General features: G+C 53.9%; 16 protein-coding genes. 6 read left to right on the forward strand and 10 right to left on the reverse strand.

Annotated features, from left to right (window positions below):
• Positions 1-40: 40 nt before the first annotated feature.
• The 3 genes from FRD01_RS21345 to FRD01_RS21355 are packed head-to-tail and all read left to right on the forward strand — an operon-like array spanning position 41 to position 2,402.
• Complete coding sequence (locus FRD01_RS21345) at positions 41-679, forward strand: hypothetical protein (protein ID WP_146962965.1); 639 nt, start codon at positions 41-43, stop codon at positions 677-679.
• Positions 679-1,602, forward strand: coding sequence for an ABC transporter ATP-binding protein (locus FRD01_RS21350; RefSeq protein ID WP_146962966.1), 924 nt, complete (start codon positions 679-681; stop codon positions 1,600-1,602). The genes FRD01_RS21345 and FRD01_RS21350 overlap by 1 nt, the downstream gene beginning before the upstream one ends.
• Positions 1,599-2,402 (forward strand): ABC transporter permease, encoded by an 804-nt coding sequence (locus tag FRD01_RS21355; RefSeq protein ID WP_146962967.1) that lies wholly within the window; start codon positions 1,599-1,601, stop codon positions 2,400-2,402. The genes FRD01_RS21350 and FRD01_RS21355 overlap by 4 nt, the downstream gene beginning before the upstream one ends.
• Before the next feature lie 65 nt (positions 2,403-2,467).
• On the opposite strand, the gene xerD is transcribed toward FRD01_RS21355, so the two are convergent.
• Entirely contained in the window at positions 2,468-3,364 is an 897-nt protein-coding gene (gene xerD, locus FRD01_RS21360; protein ID WP_249755807.1) for a site-specific tyrosine recombinase XerD, read from the reverse strand.
• A gap of 82 nt (positions 3,365-3,446) precedes the next feature.
• Between xerD and FRD01_RS21365 the strand changes: the two genes are divergently transcribed.
• Together FRD01_RS21365 and priA are read left to right on the forward strand one after the other, a co-directional pair.
• Positions 3,447-5,597 carry an ATP-dependent DNA helicase RecG gene (locus tag FRD01_RS21365; RefSeq protein ID WP_249755808.1) on the forward strand — a complete coding sequence of 717 codons (2,151 nt, stop codon included), beginning with the start codon at positions 3,447-3,449 and terminating at the stop codon, positions 5,595-5,597.
• The gene (gene priA / locus FRD01_RS21370; RefSeq protein WP_249755809.1) at positions 5,590-8,007 is read left to right on the forward strand and encodes a replication restart helicase PriA; all 2,418 of its coding nucleotides are present in this window, start codon (positions 5,590-5,592) and stop codon (positions 8,005-8,007) included. The genes FRD01_RS21365 and priA overlap by 8 nt, the downstream gene beginning before the upstream one ends.
• Before the next feature lie 9 nt (positions 8,008-8,016).
• Here the strand turns inward: priA and FRD01_RS21375 are convergent, their stop codons facing one another.
• The 6 genes from FRD01_RS21375 to FRD01_RS21400 all read right to left on the reverse strand — a co-directional run bounded on the left by FRD01_RS21375 (position 8,017) and on the right by FRD01_RS21400 (position 15,403).
• A complete protein-coding gene (locus tag FRD01_RS21375; protein ID WP_146962970.1) occupies positions 8,017-9,207 on the reverse strand; it encodes an outer membrane protein assembly factor BamB family protein in 1,191 nt (396 codons plus the stop codon).
• Positions 9,208-9,226: 19 nt separating this feature from the next.
• Positions 9,227-9,607 (reverse strand): PPC domain-containing protein, encoded by a 381-nt coding sequence (locus FRD01_RS21380; RefSeq protein ID WP_146962971.1) that lies wholly within the window; start codon positions 9,605-9,607, stop codon positions 9,227-9,229.
• A 61-nt stretch (positions 9,608-9,668) separates the two neighbouring features.
• Positions 9,669-10,736, reverse strand: a complete 1,068-nt coding sequence (locus FRD01_RS21385) for a quinone-dependent dihydroorotate dehydrogenase (protein ID WP_146962972.1) — start codon at positions 10,734-10,736, stop codon at positions 9,669-9,671.
• A 9-nt stretch (positions 10,737-10,745) separates the two neighbouring features.
• On the reverse strand, positions 10,746-12,227 hold the full coding sequence (locus FRD01_RS21390) for a SpoVR family protein (protein WP_146962973.1): 1,482 nt from the start codon (positions 12,225-12,227) through the stop codon (positions 10,746-10,748).
• A 2-nt stretch (positions 12,228-12,229) separates the two neighbouring features.
• Complete coding sequence (locus FRD01_RS21395; protein ID WP_146962974.1) at positions 12,230-13,342, reverse strand: DUF444 family protein; 1,113 nt, start codon at positions 13,340-13,342, stop codon at positions 12,230-12,232.
• Between the two features lie 3 nt (positions 13,343-13,345).
• Positions 13,346-15,403: a PrkA family serine protein kinase gene (locus FRD01_RS21400; protein WP_146962975.1), complete on the reverse strand. Its 2,058-nt coding sequence runs from the start codon at positions 15,401-15,403 to the stop codon at positions 13,346-13,348.
• 272 nt (positions 15,404-15,675) lie between these two features.
• Here FRD01_RS21400 and mce point away from each other — a divergent pair, with 272 nt between their 5' ends.
• Positions 15,676-16,083 (forward strand): methylmalonyl-CoA epimerase, encoded by a 408-nt coding sequence (gene mce, locus FRD01_RS21405; RefSeq protein WP_146962976.1) that lies wholly within the window; start codon positions 15,676-15,678, stop codon positions 16,081-16,083.
• 11 nt (positions 16,084-16,094) lie between these two features.
• Here the strand turns inward: mce and FRD01_RS21410 are convergent, their stop codons facing one another.
• Genes FRD01_RS21410 through FRD01_RS21420 form a run of 3 tightly spaced genes read right to left on the reverse strand, consistent with a single transcriptional unit; the run spans position 16,095 to position 18,325 of the window.
• A complete protein-coding gene (locus tag FRD01_RS21410) occupies positions 16,095-17,399 on the reverse strand; it encodes a hypothetical protein (RefSeq protein ID WP_146962977.1) in 1,305 nt (434 codons plus the stop codon).
• A 6-nt stretch (positions 17,400-17,405) separates the two neighbouring features.
• Positions 17,406-17,906, reverse strand: coding sequence for a hypothetical protein (locus tag FRD01_RS21415; RefSeq protein WP_146962978.1), 501 nt, complete (start codon positions 17,904-17,906; stop codon positions 17,406-17,408).
• Positions 17,903-18,325, reverse strand: a complete 423-nt coding sequence (locus FRD01_RS21420; RefSeq protein WP_146962979.1) for a sporulation protein — start codon at positions 18,323-18,325, stop codon at positions 17,903-17,905. Before FRD01_RS21420 ends, FRD01_RS21415 begins: the two co-directional genes overlap by 4 nt.
• Positions 18,326-18,330 lie beyond the last annotated feature (5 nt).

Genomic DNA, 18,330 nt, shown 5'->3' on the forward strand with positions numbered 1-18,330 from the left:
ATCTTTCTTGGCGAAGCTTCCTGTTGAGTCGACCGTTCTCTTGAATTACAAAACTCTGGCCGCAGATATAGGCTGGGTGGAGGCACTAATTAAGATTGGAGAGATCCGCAGAGCAGGACTACCGACCAGCGTTGCAGCGATCCAACGTGGCCTCGAAATCACCAAACTCGATCCTAACTATTATTCAGTGTACCTTTGGATTCCAGCTGCTTATTTGAGTCGAAAGCACCTCGTGTCGGAAGAGTCCTTGAAATTGATCAGTGAATTGATGGATGTGGGTATTGACCACTTCCCAAACGATCCTGAACTGCCATTTTCAGCCGCGATGAATTATATTGGGCAGAGTGACCTCAACGATAAACCTCGCCGAGTGCGCGAGATTCGGCGTTCTCTAGAGTACCTTAACATTGCGGCTGCTCGACCGGGCGCTTGGGAGGACATGCCTGCACTGATTGGTGCGCTTGCGAAGAGACTTCGCGATTTAGAGTCCGAAACTGGAGTTGACGAATCTGTCTTCCTTGAGGAAATGATTTTTCGGTTGGGACGTGATCGAGCGCCAGATCTTTGGGAGTCTCTTCCAGCGGATGCCAAAGTTAGACTGTCGATGGTCGAACCCGTTGCGTTGGTGGAGTGTGTCGGCTACCTTTCTCGTTCCTTGTGCGAGGCGGTTCAAGATTGATGAGTAGAGAAACCATTAGTATTCAAGCTGTTTCTAAAGCTTTTCGAACTGGCTTCTTGAGAACCAAGATTGATGCGGTTGCTTCGGTTTCCTTTCATGTCAATGAGGGAGAGATTTTCGGGGTTGTCGGCCCGAACGGTGCCGGAAAGACGACCACAATTAAAATGCTCACAGGGATTCTGAGGCCTGATAGGGGCAATATATCAGTGTTTGGTTGTTCGCCCAAAAATCGGCAGGCGCGCTCAATAATGGGTTATCTTCCGGAAAATCCATACTTTTACGAACATTTGCGCGTCGAAGAGTTGTTGCGCTTCTATGGACAACTTTTTGGTATTGAACGGGATATCTTAGACCAAAGAATTCCCAAGCTTGTCCAGATTGTAGGACTCGAACATGCTCGAGATAGACGGCTGAGCAGATTTTCAAAGGGAATGCGGCAACGTGCAGGTATCGCTCAGGCATTAATTAATGATCCCAAGATTGTGGTGTTAGATGAACCCCAGACGGGCCTAGATCCCTTCGGCCGCAAAGACGTCCGCGACCTCATCTTTGAGTTAAAGAACCAAGGCAAGACCGTTATCTTCTCAAGCCATATTCTGCCCGACGTGGAGGCGGTTTGTGACCGAGTGGTGTTGATGGTGAAAGGCAAAGTCTTGGACGTCGGCACGTTAGAAGAGTTAACAGGAAGTCAGATCAAGTCATATGAAGTGATTGCGACCAACGTTTCGGTCATCCCGAAAAGTGTGGATTCTCATAGGAATCAAGGCGGAGCAACATTCATGGATTTGGTTTCCGAAGATGCATTACAAGAGTGCCTTGCGGAGTTGACCGAATCCAAGGCTAGAGTCAATTCAGTCACATCCAGGAGGGTAGACCTTGAGGATGTATTGATCAGGGACGTTCAGAGAGAGAGCGACCAGTGAGCCTCTCCAACCTGTTTCTTAAGCATTACTTACCGGTGTGGGCAATAGCGTTGAATTCATTTAGGGATGCGTTGCGCAACAAGGTCTTGGGTGGCCTTTTGGGACTTTCATTCATGGTTATTGGGATCGGTTCCCTAATGGGGGAAATGAGTCTCCACAACGAGGTTCGAGTGGCTACGAACTCTGGAATCTTCTTGACCACGTTGTTTGCGGTCGTAATGGGAGTCTACGCATCAGTCACACTTTTCCACACGGAATTGGAACGCCGAACCATTTACACTTTGCTTTCCAAACCAATCGACCATTGGCACTTCCTCCTGGGTAAATTTCTTGGTGTCAGCGCCATAAGTGCCACTGTTGTAGTCGTCTTGGGAGTGACTTCAGGTTCGCTTGTCGTTTTTCAAGGCGGGTCCCTCAATTCTACGTTTCTTGCAGCCTACTTCATGGCATTTCTTCAATCGACTGTAGTTGCTTCACTGACGATTTTGTTTGCCACTTTTTCAGGGTCTTTGGTCGCAGGAATCTCTGCGTTCACACTTTTTGTAGCTGGTAACCTGCATACTCAAATGGAAATGGCAATCGAACATTTCCGAGAAACGACTCCATCAATTGTTCCTGTGTTGAACGCCGTCAAATTCGCGTTGCCAAACTTTGAGGCGATGAACTTGTCGTACGAGTTGACCTACGGCACTGCAGTTCCACTCAATTATTGGGTGACGGCGTTGTGGTATGCTTCTTCGTACATTGCCTTAGTATTGATGATTTCGATTTTTATTTTTAGCAGGAAAGATTTCCAATGACCGCGAAAGGGTGATTAGGTCGGGGTAGACCAAGAGCGTCAACGCACAACCGAGAATTACATACTTCATGCGCGCGGGTGGAAGTCCACGTGGAGCTGCTTGAGCCGAGCCTGAGCCACGTGTGTGTAAATCTGGGTGGTTCCAATATCGGCGTGCCCGAGCATCGTTTGTAGAATTCTCAAGTCCGCTCCGCGCTCCAAGAGGTGAGTCGCAAAACTATGGCGCAGCTTATGAGGAGACACATCCTTTTCGATTTCGCACTTCTCCACGTATCCCATCAGGCGTTTCCAAAAGTTTTGACGCGTCATCGGCCCGCCTCGTCTCGTCACGAAGAGGTAGGGAGTGGAACCCGGACCGCCACTGGAGGCGAGCAAGGTTCCCCTGGCGGTGCTCACATAGCTATCCAAGGCTTCGAGCGCCATCTGGCCCACGGGTACGATGCGTTGCTTTCCGCCTTTTCCAACAACACGAACAATCCCCGCGCGGGTGTCGAGCTCGCGCTGCTGCAGGTTCACGAGCTCGCTTACACGAAGCCCGGTGGCGTAGAGTGTCTCCAGCATCGCATGGTCGCGAAGACCTTCTGGCACGCTTCGATCCGGCGCCGCCAGCAACGACTCCACCTCGTCCAGCGTGAGAACTTCGGGGATCCGTTTGCCGTACCGCGGAGAATCCACGAGTTTTGTGGGGTCCCTCTTGATGTCCCCAGACACCCGTAGAAACTTGAACAAGCCGCGAATGGCCGAGAGTTTACGGGCGAGTGAGCGCGAAGAGATGCCTTCGTCGAGTTGCTGGGCCATGAAAGCGGTGATGTCGTCGGGCGCGATCTCCGATGGAGCCTTGTCCTGAACGCATTCCGCGAAACTCGCGAGGTCGCGTGAATAGGCTTGCACACTGTTCTTTGCCAGGTTTCGTTCAGCGCGCAGATGAAAGATGAAATTGTCTATGGCGTCGTCAATACTCATGGCAGCATCTTCCCACCCAGAGCCACGAAGAGCAAATTTTGAGCCGTTTACAGGTCGGCCCTCAGCGCCTATACATGCGTTCATGTCTGATGAAATTCATACATATGGGGCGCCCGCTCGGTTCCAGCTCAAATTGGGAGAAATCGACCTCAAACTCGAGAGTATTCCCGGAGTTGGAAAAACCACCGCCAACAAGCTTCGCGAAAAAGGCATCGAGGACCTGTCTGAGCTTTTTCTGACCTTTCCGCGCAAGTACCGCAAGATTTACGAGTACGCACCAGGCTATGTGTTGGCTGAGGAACAACCAGAGTTTGTACGGTGCATTGGGGTCATTGAGCGCGTGAAAGCGCCCGCGCCACGGTCGCGTCAGCCTTTCGAGATCTACCTTCAGACACGTGGGATTACCCTCAAATTGCTCTGGTTCAACCTTAAAGGCGATTGGTTCGCAAAGAAGTTCTCCCCGGGGATGTGGCTTGATATCGAGGGTGCGATCGAGTTTGAGAAGGGACAAGGCAAAATGTTCCACCCCAATGTTGAGGTGGTCGCCGAGAATATCCCGTACGAAACGCATATTCGGGTGGAGCCGGTCTATACGGTATACGATGGCATCAAGGAGAGTGTGATTCCGAAGGCGATTCGCGCCTCTTGGCCCGCGCTTCAGGCCGCGATCGTGGAATCTCTGCCGGAGAAAATCGTCCGCGATTTGGATTTGATTAGCGTAGCCGAAGCTCTTGAGAAAGTTCATGTACTGAAGCCAACGACTTGGGACGCGCTCCAGCCTGCGTTGGATAAGTCCCGAGAACGTCTCGTTTTTGAGGAATTCTTTGGGCTTCAGCTCACGATGGCTCAGCAATATGTGGAGTCTCGGCGTGCTGCTTCGGCGCCGATTTTGGAGCGCCGCGCCCGAGCCGAAGAGTTTTTGAAGTCCACCGGTTTCGACTACACCTCGGACCAGACGTCGGCTTTCGAAATCTTGAGAAGAGAGCTCGCGTCGCGTGTGCCGATGCGTCGAATGGTTCAAGGCGATGTTGGCAGCGGAAAGACCGTGGTGGCGCTCTTTGCCGCGGTGATCGCTGCGGAGAACGGCGCCCAAACCGCGTTCATGGCACCAACCGACGTGCTCGCCACGCAACACTACAACCGCTCCAAGGCGTGGTTGGATACGCTCGGCGTTGAATCTGCGTTGTTGACGGGAAGCACCGGCACTTCTGAGAGGTCAGCCCTACTAAGTCGACTAGCTGCTGGCGAGATTGACGTGCTTTTTGGCACGCACGCGTTGTTTTCCAAAGATGTGGTTTATGCCGGTAATCAGGCGGAGCCCGCCCCGCAGGCTGGGCTTTTTGAAGCGATTCAGACCACTCGCGAACCGGCCACGGGCCTCGGACTTGTGATCGTGGACGAACAGCATAAATTTGGTGTGGAGCAACGCGCTGAGTTGATGGCGAAAGGCAAAGATCCACACCTTTTGGCCATGACAGCCACGCCCATCCCGCGGTCGTTAGCACACGCTTATTTTGGGGATTTGGACCTCATCATCATCCGTGAAAAGCCTCCTGGCCGAGTGCCGATCAAAACGGTCATGCGCACGCGTGATACGGCTGAGAAGCTCTTCGAGTACCTGCGTGAGCGCATCGAAGAACACGGCGAACAAGCCTATTTCGTCTACCCTTTGGTGGAAGCGTCCGAGGGGCTCGCCGGGCGTATGAATGTGGTTGAAGGCGCAGAATACCTTGCGAACGGACCGCTTTCAGGAATCCCGATCGGCGTGCTTCACGGCCGGATGGCAGCGGCAGAGAAGGATGCGGTCATGCAACGGTTCGCGAACGGCCAGCTCAAAGTCCTGTGTTCCACAACGGTAATCGAAGTGGGCGTGGACGTGGGCGCCGCAACCTTGATGGTTATCGAGAGTCCGGATTTGTTTGGTTTAAGCCAACTGCATCAGCTTCGAGGCAGGGTAGGGCGAAGCTCCGCCAGGTCGTTCTGTGTTTTGATGCTCGACCCGTCGAGAACTAGTGAAGATGCGCACGAGCGCCTTCAGGCGTTCGTTGAAAATGAAGACGGCTTTAAGCTCTCGGAAATTGACCTGATTCAGCGCGGACCAGGGCTTCTCTTAGGAGCTAGGCAGGCAGGCGTGGCGGAATTTAGGTTCGGGGATCTGGTGCGCGATGCCGCACTCTTAGATCAGGCTCGCGCAGCCGCTCGGCGATTGATTCTTGGGGATGCACGTGTCTGAAACGAAGCAGTTATGGGCTGAAGTTGCTGTGGATGTTCCGGTTTTTGCGGCGCTCTCATACGCTGTTCCGCCCGCGTTTGCCGGTATGATACGTGCCGGGCAGCTCGTGCAGGTTCCGTTTCGGAACAAGTCCAAGACCGGTCTTGTCATGCGCGTGACCGCCGAAGCGCCAGATTTTGAGGGGAAGATTCGCGATATCTTGGACATCGTGGACCGCAATCCTTTGCTTAACGAAACCGGGCTGAACTTCCTAAAATTCGTCTCCGAATACTACATGTCTCCCATGGGAGAGGTGATGCGGCTCGCCGTTCCGAGTGCGGCGCGCGTGGAAGGCATCAAGTGGTACGTGCGGACTCCCTATGACGGCGTTCTAGAGGAAGACCTAAGCGCGGCCTATGCGCTGATCGAGGATAAAATTCCGCTGCATCTGCTCCGCGAAAAGAGTGACCTGCCCTTTGCCCGCCTATCTGAGCTAGAGAGCCTGGGAGCGGTCGACGTGGAATACGTGGACGAGTCGGCCTTAAAACCGAAGACCGAGGCGTTTTTCAAGCTAAGCGGCAAGGAGCCGGAGTCGCGCGTCGGTGCAAAGCAAGACGAGATCTTGACCCTGCTTCATGAACTCAAAGAAGCCAGCATGGAGGAGATCAAGGCGCGCGTGAACTCGCCTTACTCGAGTTTAAAGAGCCTTGAGGAGCGCGGGCTCTTGATTAGGTGGGAGGTGGAGGTTTATCGCGACCCGTTCAAGGATGCGGTGGTGGACACCGCGATTTCGCCTTCGCTCACCGAGCAACAAAGTCGGGCTTTGAGCGCCATCAACGCGGCAAACGGTTTTGGGGCGTTCTTGCTTCACGGCGTGACCGGGTCCGGCAAGACCATGGTTTACGTGGAGGCGATTCGAGCTCTCAGGGCGGCAGGCGAGCGAGCCCTGATTCTCTTGCCCGAAATCGCGCTTACACCGCAATTTGTGGGCGTCTTCCGGAGCTTCTTCGGCGACGATATCGCCGTTTTGCATAGTGGACTTAGTCAGGCTCAAAAATTCGACCAATGGCGCCGTATCCAAAAGAGCGACGTCTCCATCGTGATTGGTGCGCGCTCCGCCGTTTTTGCCCCGATTGAGAATCTCGGCATGATCATCGTGGACGAGGAGCATGACCCGAGCTTCAAGCAAGAGGAGGGACCGCGCTACAACGCGCGTGACCTCGCGCTCATGCGCGGGAAGCTCGAAGGCGCGCGTGTGATTTTGGGGAGCGCGACACCCAGTCTGGAATCCTTTCAGAATGCGTTAGAGGGGCGGATTACGTTGCTGAGGATGCCGATCCGCGTGCAGTCGCGGCCATTGCCGCCCGTTTCAGTGGTGGATATGCGGCGCCGTTCAGATTTGGCCTACGGCGTTTTGAGTGGCCCGCTCTTGGATTCGATGACCAAGAGCTTCATGGCTGCCAAACAGTCGATTCTCTTTCTGAATCGCCGTGGCTACTCACCATGTGTTGTGTGTTCGTCGTGCGGCTTTAAGTTCATGTGCTCACAGTGCGATGTTTCTTTGACCTATCATCGCAGGCAAGAGTCTCTCAGATGCCACCATTGCGATTTTAGCGTGCGTCTGCCCGAGACATGCCCCGAATGTACCGAAGCAACCATTGGACCCATGGGAGTGGGCACTGAAAAGTTAGAGGAGATTCTCGGCGAGCTCTTTCCGAACCGGCGGGTGGAACGATTGGATCGAGACACAGGCACAGGTGGTGGGCTGCAGAATATCTTAAAGAAGGTCAATGACGGTGAAGTGGATATCCTCGTCGGCACGCAGATGGTCACGAAGGGGCATGACTTTCCCGGCGTGACGACGGTTGGCGTGGTCTTGGCAGACATGAGCCTGAACTTTCCCGACTTCAGGGCAGCAGAGCGAACGTTTCAGTTGCTCACTCAGGTCGCAGGCAGGGCAGGGCGTGGCGATGACCCAGGTGAGGTCGTGGTGCAGACCTATTCGCCCGAGCACTACAGCCTGGAGACGGCCGCACGGCACGACTTCGAAGGGTTTGCCGAGCGAGAGTTGGCGCTCAGAAAAGAGCTCAAATACCCGCCTTTTGCGCATATGATCGCGATCAAGTTCGAAGCGACTTTGGAAGGGGCGGTTATTCAGGCGGCGCGAGACTATGCGACCACCGCGCGTCGGATTCTTCGCAAAGAAAGTGGGCTCTCAGATGTGGTAGTGGTGGGGCCGGCGATCGCGCCCATCGAGAAATTACGCGGGCGGACGCGGTACCAGCTGCTTTTCAGGTGTTCCGACCGTTCAAAAGTGCGCCGCGTTGTGGGCTCGGTCTTGAACCATGAAAAGTACTTTGATCCCGCGGGCAAGACCGAGCATCGCAACGTGCGTATCGTGGTGGATATCGACCCCCTGAACTTGCTTTAGCCAGCGCTTCTAGGGCTCATTCCACGCGGAAAGAGTTCGTTTGAACACCGACGTTCGCCCTAGGATCACAAGTCCATCTTCTGTGGAAATCAACGGCCCAAAATCCGCCAAGGCTCGGCTCGTATCGAGCTTTCCTTCAGCGGGCTTAAGCAAGTGAAGCTGCCCATTGAGATCCACCAGCGCGAGCCGGTCAGCCACCAATACCGGTTCGTGTCTGATCCCCGCAGGAACCTGAAACTGCCACTTCTCGATACCCGATTTCGAATCGAAGGCAGTTACCCGACCGATAGAGTTACTGACTATCACAAGTCCGTTCCAGACAAGCGGTGAGCTATTGATGGCCCCAAGTGTGGGGGCAGACCACTGCACGGTCCCCTTCGGAGTCAGCGCGTGTAAATTGCCGTCGTCCGACGCAACGAAAAAGAACCCATCCGCAAATACGACCGAGTTTCTGAGCTGGCGAGAGCCCTCCCAAGTCCAGGTTCTGGTGCCGTCTGCCATCGAGAGGGCATAGGCTCGCCCGTCGGTACTCGCAATCAAGATATCGTCCAAATGAGAGGTGATCGGAGCGACAATCGGGCCGCTCGTTCGAGCCCGCCATCGTGGCTCTAACTCGGGAACATCAAGGTTGAGTGGGATGTCTTCTTCCTTCGATTCAACTTCCTGTTCTTCTTTTGGACCGTCTTCTTTTGGGTCTTCTCCCGCGTCTGGTTCTCTCGCGTCTGGTGCTTCTTCTGGCGTGGTGGCCTCAGGAAGGGCATCAATCGCCTTCTTGAGAGCATCGCGGTCTTGAGGATCAAACGCGTAGACTGACCCTCCAAAAGTGCTGACAAGTAGCGTCTGGTGTTCGAATACTGGCTTCGAGCCTATCGGACCGTCAAGAATCGCCTTGGCGAGCGGTGTGCCGTCGTCTGAATCTAAGACCCAGAGGATGCCCTCGTCGGTGCCTACAAAGACCAAATCTTCCTGAAACCCCGGAGCTTCGCGTAAACCACCTGGAAGGCTTGTTTTCCAAAGCTCTTCGCCACTCGCCACGTTCAGCGCGACCACATGGTCCGACGTGACGGCAAAAAGCGTGGTTTGATCGATGGAGGCCGCTCGCGTGCCTTCAATCTCATAATCCCATGCGTCATCCCCGGACTTGTCACAGGCTGCGAGGAGAGAGAACACCACCATCATGATGAAAGAAAACCGAGGCATTTAGTTTGCTGAGAGAGGGTTATCGGACAGAGACTCGATACTCGGTAGCGCCGGTAGCACTCACTGCAAAATAGTACAATCCAGGGGAGAGCTTTCTAGAGATTGATGCTCGTCCGCCTTTGCTCGACTCGGTCGCGATTGATTTGCCGGTTGCCGTGCTCAGTTGGAGCTTGATTCCAGAATCGGACTTTCCACTGACGTCAATCGTGTAGTTGCCGGCTTCCTTCACGCGGAAAAATCGCCAGTCTACTGCATCCCGAGGGGGCGATAGTCGGTCGCTATCGCTTTTGCCGAGTTTCAATTCGGCTGCTTGCATACGACTCCCGTCTGGGTCGCGTGCGTTTGCTAACGCCGGGACCGCGACCATCATCATGAGCAAGATTACAAGCGCTCGGGTCATTAGTTTCTCCTGGTCAGTCTATCTACTTAGACTGCGGTATCTGGAGAAAATTCTACACGAATTAATCGCCCGTGTACAAGCGGACCGATCCCGCTTGTACGAGGCGCTTCACCATGCGTGGACCTTCGTAGATGAATCCGGTCCAAACCTGGCAAAGGTCTGCGCCGGCATCAAACATTGCGAGGCTGTCTTCCGGCTTAAAAATGCCGCCCACACCGATGATTGGCAGGGCCGTCATTCCTCGCAACTCCCGGACAACCTCTCTGGAACGCTGAACCAAAGGGCGCCCTGACACACCGCCCGACCCAAGCTTGGAAGTGTCGGTCTTCAAATCGTCCCTGGAAATCGTGGTGTTTGTGGCGATCAGTCCGGCTAACTGGCAATCGCTGGCCACCTCCACAATATCTTCCAACGCGCCCCTTTCGAGGTCTGGAGCAATCTTCAATAGGAGCGGTTTTGGCGGGACCCCGAGCTTTGAGGATTGTGAATGGTTCTCTTCTTGAATCTCTCCAAGCAGCCGACTCAGCGGCTCTTTCTCCTGCAACTCTCTAAGGCCGGGAGTATTGGGCGAGCTCACGTTGACCACGAGATAGTCTGCGAAACTATGGAGGTGCCTCAGGCTAAGCACATAGTCCGAAGCCGCCTCATCCAACGGAACCACCTTGGTCTTCCCGATGTTGATCCCCAAGATTGGCCGCGGGCCATCCCACCTCGACAACGTTTCATCCAGTCGCCTGGCCACCGATTCGGCGCCATCATTGTTAAAGCCCATTCGATTGAGCAAGGCCTCGTCCTTCGGCAATCGAAAAAGGCGCGGCCGCGGATTGCCGGGCTGTGGAAGTCCTGTAACCGTGCCGATTTCGATGAACCCAAAACCCAAAGCCGCCAATGGCTTAAGGTACTCAGCATTCTTGTCGAAGCCAGCCGCAAGTCCCACGCGATTCGGAAAGTCCAGACCGAAGACGTGCGCCCCAAGCTCAGGTTGCGTTGGCGCCCCCAGAAAGAGCATCTCTCGCGTGGCCTCCCACGTAGCATTAGAGCTCAACGATGCTGCCAGGGACTTCATGGCAAGCTCGTGCGCAAGCTCCGGATTGAGGAGGAAGAGTGGGGTTCTTAACCAGGAATACATAGGAAGGGCTTAAATGGGGTGGTACTCAATCGAGGTCTCGGTGAACTCCTTTCCATCGTAGGAGAGGAGCACGCCCTTGTCATCCGAGAGTGTCTCGATATTCACCGGCCTCTTCCACACGCGATGCAATGCCCGCAGCACGCCTCGTCCATACTGCATGTCCAGATCCACGCCCATATGCTTGTGGTGCAGGAGCAGTTCCGCACGATTCTTGAAGTTGCCGTCTTTGACGTAGATAAACGGGTTCCCAAAGTTCGTGAGTTGGTCGAGGAGCTTGTCTTTGACGTCTTGGAACTGCCGCGAATCGATCTCCCAATGGCCCGACTTTCGATTGTATCCGAACGAGTACATCTGATGCTCCGCGACGAACTCTTCGGTCAGGAATTCATCGATGAACGAGACGTCGTTGTAGAGCTTTCTTACGCGGAAAATCTGCTCCTTGCCTTGGCCGAGCTCGCGGTCCCAGCTGAGTTTCTCTTCCAGATTGTCGCAATCGTCGTACTCCTTGCCGAACTTGCCTTTATTCCATCGGTCTTCCACGTCTCTGAAGAGCTCAAGGCCAAGCTTGTACGGGTTTAGCCGCCCAGGCGCGGTTGCGAGCACGCCCGCATTGATATCTGCAAAATCGATGATTTCCGAGAGGTCCAACACGCGGGTTGTCAGGATCTTATCGTGCCAATAACTGGCCCATCCCTCGTTCATGATCTTGGTCTGACCCTGCGGCGCGAAATAATACGCCTCTTCGCGCACGATCGAGAGAATGTCAGCCTCCCAGCTCTCAAGCGGCGCATGCTCCAAGAGGAAATGCATCACATCTTTGAGAGGCTCGGACGGAAACTGCTTCGATTTCAATTCTTCTTCAGCGAGCTTCTGTTTCTGGCGCTCGAGGTACTCTTGTGGATTGATATAATCATCCATGTAGTCTTTAGCGCGTAGCCTCGGGATCTCGCCGGAATTGGTCTGGTCCTCCAAGTCTTGACGTTTTGACTCGGGAGGGCCGTGGTAGTCGATGAGGTTCTCAAGACTCAGACACGTGTCGATGAAATCTTCTACGAGCTCAATTCCGTATCGGTCCACGTATCGCCGAACACGTGCGCCGTGATTAGCCATCTCGTCGATCATCTTTCGATTGGTCTTCGAGAAATAGTAATTATTCTTGAAGAAATCCACGTGTGCGTACACGTGAGCGATGACCGTCTTTTGGTCCACTAAGTTGTTCCCCTCCAGCAAATATGCGTATGAGGGGTCATTGTTGATGACCATTTCGTAGATCTTGGAGAGGCCGTACTCGTAGCTTTTGCTCAGCTGCTCGTACTCCATTCCAAATCGCCAGTGCGGGTAGCGCGTCGGAAAGCCGCCAAATGCTGCGATTTCGTTCATTTGGTCGTAGTCGACCACCTCGAAGATCGTCTCGAACGGGTCGAGCCCGAACTCGATGGCTGTCTCGTAGATATGTTCTTTAATCTCCCAGAGATGGGACGGTAGTGTCATGACTATAGTCCTTTTCCGAGAAAGGTTTTGATCGAGTCGAAAATGCCTTCTCGATTCTTGATTTCCGAGACGATGACATGATCTTCTTCGTCGAAATTCTCGTTCAAATCTTTGATGAATTGCCCGGAGCCATAAGGGGATTCGACCTGCCCGTAACAGAACATATTTGACCGAGGGAGCAGTCCTTCACGCAAAAGGCGCATGCACTCTCCCGTATCGTCTACGGACCAGTTGTCTCCGTCGGAGAAATGGAAGGGGTAGACGTTCCAATCCTCCACTGGATACTCGTCTTCGATGATACTCAGCGCGAGCTTGTAGGCGCTTGAGATCATAGTCCCGCCGGACTCTCGTGTATGAAAGAAGGTATCTCGATCCACTTCTTTGGCGGTTGCGTCGTGGATGATAAAACGGCTGTCGAGCCCCTTGTATTGCGAGCGCAGCCACGTATCGATCCAGAAGGACTCGATACGAACGATTTCCTTTTGCTCGTCTCCCATAGAGCCTGAGACGTCCATCATGTAGATGATGACGGCATTGGACTGCGGCAGCGACGTCTCTTTCCAAGACCGGTAGCGCTTATCATCCCGAGTCGGAACGATGAGCGGGTTGTCGGGGTCGTATTCGCCGCTCGCTACCTGACGTTTGATGGCTTCCTTGAAGGTTCGCTTGAAGTGCCTCAAGGACTCCGGACCTACTGAACGAATGCCGGAATACTTATCGCGTTGAGTCTGGAGTTTCTCGGTGCCCTTGGGCTCGATTCGCGGCAGCTCCAGCTCTTCACCCATGATTTCGGCCAGCTCGTCGAGCGTGACATCAACCTCGATGCCTTTCTCGCCTTCGCCTTCGCCTGCCTTTCCCTGACCCGGAGCTTCTTCGCCCTGGCCCAGTGATTCGCCGACTTCGCCCTCACCTTGACCCACACCGCCAGTTTGTTTTTGGCCGTAGCGAAAACGCGGAATATCGATTCGAGGGATTGGAATCTTGACCAGGTCTTTTCCTTGTTTGCCGGTCAACTCCCCTTTGGTCATATATTCGCGCAGATTACGTTTAATCTTGCCGCGAACGATCTGCTTAAACCGGCGATGGTCCTGCTTAATTTTGCTTTGATCGCCCATGATTTAGCTCTGTTTGGAGTCACCGCGCGCGAAAATACTCGCCACGAAATTGAGCACGTCGGTCGCTGATTCCTCGTTATAGCCGTAGTTCCGAATCATGCGTTGTTTGACGATATCGATCTTCTCCTGAGTCTCTTTGTCCACCACATTTGTGACGATGGTTGCGAGCTTGATGGAGTCCTTCTGGTCTTCGAATAGCTTGAGCTCAAGCGCTTTGTGTAGGCGCTCATTGGTCTTGTACGTGAACTGTTTGCCATCGATCGCGAGGGCTCCAATGGAGCGGATAATCACGCCGCGGAAGTCGTCCTTGCGCGATTCTGGGATGTCGATCTTCTCCTCGACCGAGCGCATCAATCGCTCGTCGGGCTCCTCGTACTGCCCGGTGTATTTGTTTCTGACCTTCTCTTTCTGAGTGTAGGCTTTGACGTTGTCGATATAGTTCGCGCACAACTTGGTAATAGCCTCCTCGTCGGCCGAAATCGCGCGCTGCACCTCGTTCTTCACGATATCCTCATACTCTTGCTTGACCACCGCGAGCAGCTCTCGATAGCGGTTTCGCTCTTCTTCGTTTGAGATCAACGAGTGATTCTTAAGACCACCTTCGATCTCATTGAGAACTAGGAACGGGTTGATGCTCGTGTCCGATTTGTCAGAGACCAACGCATTCGAGAGCTTGTCTTGAATGTAGCGCGGCGAGATACCGACGAGACCTTCTCGCAGCGTCTCTTTGCGCAGTTCTTTGACGTTGTCCTGAGTGAATCCCGTGAGGGACTTTCCGTCGTAAAGCTTGAGCTTTTGGAGCAGCGTCAGGTTGTGTTTCTTGGGGTCTTCCAAACGCGTCAGAACGGCCCACATTGCGGCCATCTCGATGGTATGCGGCGCGATGTGTTTGCCCCGCACAACCTCGTTGTTGAAGTCCTTTTGGTAGACCTTTACTTCTTCCTGGTACTTGGTGATGTACGGGATATCGATCTTAACCGTACGGTCACGCAAAGCCTCCATATACTCGTTTGAGAGGAGCTTTCGGTACTCGGGTTCGTTGGTGTGGCCAAGGATGACCTCGTCGATATCCGTCTGAGCGAATTTCTTCGGCTTGATCTTTCGCTCTTGAGTCGCGCCAAGGAGGTCGTAGAGGAAGGCCACGTCGAGCTTCAAAATCTCCACAAACTCGATGATTCCTCGGTTTGCCACGCAGAACTCGCCGTCGAAGTTGAACGCTCGCGGGTCCGAGTCCGAGCCGTAAATCGCGATCTTTCGGTAGTTGATATCGCCGGTAAGTTCGGTGGAATCCTGGTTCTTTTCGTCTTTCGGTTGGAACGTGCCGATACCGCGTCGGTCCTTCTCGCTGAAGATGAGGCGCCGCACTCGAACGTGCTCCATCACGCGTGCCCAATTGCCATCGTAATGCTTCATCAACTGTTCGTAGATGTAGCGGCTTGCGGGGTTGAGATCGCCTCGGATTCTGACGGAGTTATGCTCGTCCTGAAGACCGAGCTCCTTCAACGCCGATCCGCGCCACTCAGACGGAATGAGCTTGAGCGGCTCCTCGTTCATCGGGTCGGCGAGTTCGGACTGCCCACCGGTCAAGTGCTGAAGGTCCTCAGGAAGCTTCCACACAAAGGTGTAGAGCCGTCCTTCGTCGGTTTTGGTGTACTCCTCAAGCCCTTTCTTGAGCAGGCGCGCAATCGTCGATTTGGAGCTACCCACGGGGCCATGAAGCAAGATGATACGCTTCTCGGTGCCATACTCGTTCGCCGCTGCCTTGAACACGTTGACGAGCCGCATTAGCGGGATGTCGAGGCCATAAATCGCGTCATGACCGTTGTTCACGGGGTCAGAGAAGAAGTTGTAACTGATGACCTTCTTCTTATTGTCCAGATACTCTTCGGAACCGTATGAAAGAATCATATCGTAGACGCGCTGATACGCCGTTCGAACTACGCGTCGGTCCTCACGAACCAGGGCAAGGTACTCTTCAAACGAGCCCTCCCAGTGAAGCTCGCGGTATTCCTCGACGTCGTGGAGACTGCTTATCTTATGAAGAAGGCTATCTTTGCTCATATTCTCTGGCTCCTGTGTTCAGGGCGATCCCTCAACCATAAAGGGCAATTGAAAAAGTCTGCGAAAATTCTAGGGAATGGTAGTACATCTGCAGCGAATTGGTAGTGGGATTTCCATTCCGTCGAGACCAACGCACTCAGGTATTGAAACAAATCCTATGGCGTCTCGAATTCCCAAGACCTACAAGGATTTTGAAGAAATTCGATTCAGAAACCAAATTTGCTCCAACTCATCATTGAATTCAAAGGTTTATCTAATCTTCAGGAGAAATCATGCTCACAAAAATCGACCATATCGGCATTGCAGTTCACTCAATTGACGAAAAAATTCCGCTCTATCGAGACGTGCTTGGCCTCGAATTCCTTGGTGAAGAGGAAGTTTCTTCGCAAAAGGTGCGGGTCGCTTTCTTCAAGATCGGCGAGTCGATGATCGAGCTTTTGGAGCCGACCGCGGATGAGAGCCCAATCGCAAAATTCCTCGCGAAGAATGGCGAAGGCATCCATCACCTTGCTGCCGGCGTGGATGATATCGATAAGGCCAGGGCACGTGCAGCTGAGGGCGGTTTGCGGCTCCTGAGCGACAAACCCTTGGACGGCGCACACGGAAAGCTGATTTCCTTCGTGCACCCGAAAGATACAGGCAGTGTGTTGTTGGAGTTTACGCAGCGCTCAGGCGACTAGGACGGGCCGGCCTACTTGGTGACGGTCATTTTCCCTGAGAAATCAAGCTGGCCGTCTTCCACCATGAGTCCAGCTCTCTCGAGTTTGGAGCTTGACCCGGGTAGGCTCAGAAGGTCTTTCGAGAGCGATTTCTCGAGAGCCAGTTTTCCAGACTCCACCACGTCCGAAGTCTTCCAATTTGCAACTATAAGAGCGATGCCTGGAAGTGAAGATTCAGTGATCTTGGCGTCCACGATCTTCGCGCTGACCTTATCCCCCTCTACTTCAAGAGAGCCTTTGGTCACGGCATCAGCCCAATAACATTGGCCACTTTCCTGAAGGTTCCAGAGCCGAAGGTGCATATCGAAGTTCTTGGAGGTTTCGGTTTGGGACATGCCAAAAGAGTTAACCGTGACGTGCATAGGTCCGTTCTGATTTGCCTTCCCGCCTTCGGTATACGTTCTAGAAATCTTGCCGGAGTTCAGAGCAGCTTGAATGAGCGGGGTGACCATCGCCGGGTGTACCGAAACTTGGAAATTCTTGGACTTCGGCAGCTCGAGTTTCGGAACGAGACCCGCTTCGACCGGCAGGTTTGAAGTGAAGCCCAAATAGAGCAAACCCGCATTGACATTGGTCTTGAGTGTTGCCGGGCCCGACACAAACCCCTTGATGCCGAGGTCGGGAGTCTTCACGGTAGCTACTTTGACCTCGCCCAGTTCTTTGGACACCGCGTTTAGCAAGGTTCTGGCTAGCGGTGCTCGCACGACCTTTGCCCATGTAGGCGGAAGCTGAGAGACATCGGCATCAAGCGATGAATGGCCGAGCTGAGCGGCTTTGGCCATGTCGAGTTGAATCTCGGTTCCATCGGCGGTGGTGGGGCCAAACACGATTGGGGCGACCAATGAAAACGTGCCTCTAAGCGGCACTCTTTGAATCGGAATGATGGGGAGTTTGATGGCTACTTTGCCGTCGAGTCTCCCGGCGAGTCGCACACAGTTTTCGCACGACTTGTCTGCATAAACTCCGAGGTCAGCTACCTGGCCTTCGGTCTTGATGCCGATGGTTTGACCGGACGGAAGTTTCAGGTCGTCGGTAACCTGAAGAGCCTTGTTCAAGTTGGCTTCTAATGCGTTGGCTACGAGCTGATTGAGGAGTTCGGTCCTCAAGAGAATTCCGAAATGAACCGGGGCATCGGCGGACGGAACATCGGCGAGGAACGTGCTCTCTTCCTTGAGTTGAGTCTCGTAATCTGAGCGCACTTGGGGACAGGTATTCGAGCATGAGCTCGCGAGCAGGGCCACCCCCACTGCCATAAGAGCCACAATTCTACGAGTCATAGTTCATTACCTGCTTTGCTCAGCTTTCTCGGCGTGCTCAAGGTCTGCAAATTCCAACTCGACTTCGCCTTTGATCGGGTCAAAAGACCTTCTCGCGCGGCCATCAGGCAGAAATCCTCGAAACACATAAATGGTCTCACCGTTTCGGCCGACCCACGCATCACAACTTCCTGATTCTGCTAACTCGTCCAAAATCGCCTTGCATTCCCGCACGCTCAAATCTGTGTCGACGCCGAGCTCTTCGACCGTCACCTCGCCCTGATGGGCACGGGCCACCTCGAGGACCAATCTCTCTTTAGCGTTGGCTGAGAGTTGGTTCGGGTCCGTGCGTTTGAACCCCTTGTAGGCCATAGCGACGCCCGCTACCGAGAGCCCCAAAAAGAGCACCGCCATTGGTATCCCAATCGAATCTCCCTCAAAAAATGAGGTTACGCCGGCGGTCGCAAAGAATAGGCAGCACGCCGTCCAGAAAATCCCCACAAGGCCGAGGCACGATCGGCCGGTCATGCACCTACCTTGATGGCGAGCTCGGCGCGCGGATCGATGGTTTTGTCTACAAATGCCCGTGCGGAGAGGGACCACGAGCCACCGTCCTCAGTGAGGACAGCATCGCTCGGAATCAAGATGACAATCGGCACCACAAATTCGTGGTCGGCAGGCAGCGTAGTGGCCTGAGCGACTTCAGCGCTCTGGGCAAAATCTCGCCATTTACCCTCACGTTGAACTTGGCCTTTCAAGCTGATCAGCAAGTAGTCGATCTGTCGGTCTTTCTCTGGCGAACGAAGCTTCGCAAATGCGCGCAGCTCCTCACCGGCCTTTACGTCTTGACTGTCTGCCTCAAGGGTCAGAGTAACTTCTCCACCCACGATCGCATTGAAGCGACCGGAGAGAAATTGCATGGTGTCACTGAGTTTGAATTTACTCATCGCTA

Origin of the sequence: Microvenator marinus (assembly GCF_007993755.1) — a bacterium.
Lineage (GTDB): Bacteria > Myxococcota_A > Bradymonadia > Bradymonadales > Bradymonadaceae > Allomicrovenator > Allomicrovenator marinus.